At 54.0% G+C, this 1,805-nt stretch carries 3 protein-coding genes; all 3 read right to left on the minus strand.

The annotated features are described in order from the left end of the window. Positions 1-122 precede the first annotated feature (122 nt). From ACP7DD_RS26430 to ACP7DD_RS26440, 3 genes are read right to left on the minus strand one after another with little or no spacing between them, the layout of a single operon-like run. Positions 123-674 (minus strand): TadE/TadG family type IV pilus assembly protein, encoded by a 552-nt coding sequence (locus ACP7DD_RS26430; RefSeq protein ID WP_426178357.1) that lies wholly within the window; start codon positions 672-674, stop codon positions 123-125. Positions 675-689: 15 nt separating this feature from the next. Further along, on the minus strand, positions 690-1,166 hold the full coding sequence (locus tag ACP7DD_RS26435; protein WP_426178359.1) for a TadE/TadG family type IV pilus assembly protein: 477 nt from the start codon (positions 1,164-1,166) through the stop codon (positions 690-692). Then, positions 1,163-1,687, minus strand: coding sequence for a hypothetical protein (locus tag ACP7DD_RS26440; RefSeq protein WP_426178361.1), 525 nt, complete (start codon positions 1,685-1,687; stop codon positions 1,163-1,165). Before ACP7DD_RS26440 ends, ACP7DD_RS26435 begins: the two co-directional genes overlap by 4 nt. Positions 1,688-1,805: the final 118 nt, after the last annotated feature.

Raw genomic sequence — 1,805 nt, forward strand, 5'->3', positions numbered from 1 at the left:
GATGTCCCGTTCAATTGGGTAGGGGCGACATCGCCCGCGACATTCCGATTACAGCCAAACAAGTCCAGTGTCGGCAACCCGGAGGCCGCTGTGGCAGTTTGTGAAACATTCAGGCTAGCGGGCTACAAGCCGAAAGACTCTGCCGTTACGATCGTCGTCGCTACTGGCACGCTAAGTTGGACGGGGATAATCGGCACAAGAAGGCTGTACGGTATCGGGTTGCACACGTTGCCGGCACCAGATCCGCATAGGCGCACTCTGACGAAGCGGATGCAGTTTGCGTCATTTGGGTCTGCGATGCATGTCGACCGATTGATCATCGGTGTTGCCGGCAGCGTCGAGACAGCAGTCAACACTTGCAGATTGCCCGACCGCACAAGTGCCATGTAATCTACGCGAACGTGGCCGTCGGTGATTTGATCAGCTAATACTAACGGACCGCTGGAGGTGCGGAAAATCGCTTTCTGACGAACGTATTGCATAGCGTCGGCGTCAGCGAAATTTGTCTTGGCGGCAGCATGAGCTGCGCTCCTCGTGACCTCTTGCACCGTGTTCATCAAATACACGAGGCGTGCCATTTCGATGATCCCGAAAAGGAATAAAAAAAATACCATCGCGGTGAGCGAAAATTCTACTGCTGTAATTCCCGCCTGGCGGTTTTTTGAATGACGCATTTTGGCCTCAGAATTTCATTTCCCTACATACGGCAAAGTCACGTCAGCATTGAGGACGAAACCTCCTTCCTCATCAGTAAAGTAGACCGTCTCCGTCGTTATAAAATCAGCGAAAACACGCATCTGGACGTTTACGCGGACCGTATCAGGAACGAACAAGCCTGCGCATGTAATGCCCCCACATAAGAACGTCGGTGTGGCGGGAAACAGTCCCGGGTTGAGTTCCGCAACTTCCAACTCATATATCTGGCGCGCAACGTCTACTACTGCCGCGATACGTGACTGCGATTTCATTTCGGTAACAGGTACCGACGATAAGTAGCGAGCCGCGTCGTGAGCGGCCTTCTCGGCCACCGAGTAGTGCCAAAGGACTCGCCCGAGAAAAAACGGCACGGCTACAAGCATCATCAGTATGGGAATGATGATCGCCAGCTCAACGGCAGCGACGCCATGCTGCCGGAGCCCCTCAGGACGATTGACCGATTTTTTCATTGCATAAGCTCCACTTCGCCATCAATATTTTGATCACGCATTAATCCGGCAAATTCAACTTTGACGCTAGTGGAAGTCGCCGGCACGGTCATATAGAACCTTCCGATCCCCAGCACGTTAGCGCTGATCGAACCTGTCGTGCTGAGCGGGCACTGTAATAACGGCACGTTCAATACCCGGCGATGCTGCTTCGAGGGGGACATGGCGGCGCCGGCTGATTGGTAATAATTCGCGTCAGATGTCGTGAGGTACGGCGTGGTCGCCGGGTAGCTTACCTTCGGCGCCGTCCCAGGGAAGGGGGCGGCTGACGGGTAAAGCGTCAGCCAGGATGACGTTGACGCAGTCGCCGGGAAAGGGAAGTAGCCCGCGCTTGGCTCAACACCATTTCGGGCGGTGTAGGACGAATACGGCACTGCTTTAGCGTATGACCACAGTGGATTAACAGTGGCGGTTGCCTGATGAGGCTTGATGTTGCTATCCGGCGGAGACTCGAGTGAAGTGCAACCAGTATCTGTGTACATGTTTAGATTCGTGTGATTATGTACCCATTCGTAGTTGGCCCCTTTTCAAAGCCAGGCACGTTTTGAGTACACTTCTTCCTTCCAACGAATCGCGTCCGAGAACATGACACAAGCCTTG

It is taken from the genome of Massilia sp. TWR1-2-2 (assembly GCF_049897565.1).
Taxonomy (GTDB): Bacteria; Pseudomonadota; Gammaproteobacteria; order Burkholderiales; family Burkholderiaceae_D; genus JAFCUW01.

Bases quoted from the DNA above. Each gene is read 5' to 3' on its own strand.
- ACP7DD_RS26430 (WP_426178357.1), bottom strand. From the start codon at position 674: ATGCGTCATTCAAAAAACCGCCAGGCGGGAATTACAGCAGTAGAATTT.
- ACP7DD_RS26435 (WP_426178359.1), bottom strand. From the start codon at position 1,166: ATGAAAAAATCGGTCAATCGTCCTGAGGGGCTCCGGCAGCATGGCGTC.
- ACP7DD_RS26440 (WP_426178361.1), bottom strand. From the start codon at position 1,687: ATGTACACAGATACTGGTTGCACTTCACTCGAGTCTCCGCCGGATAGC.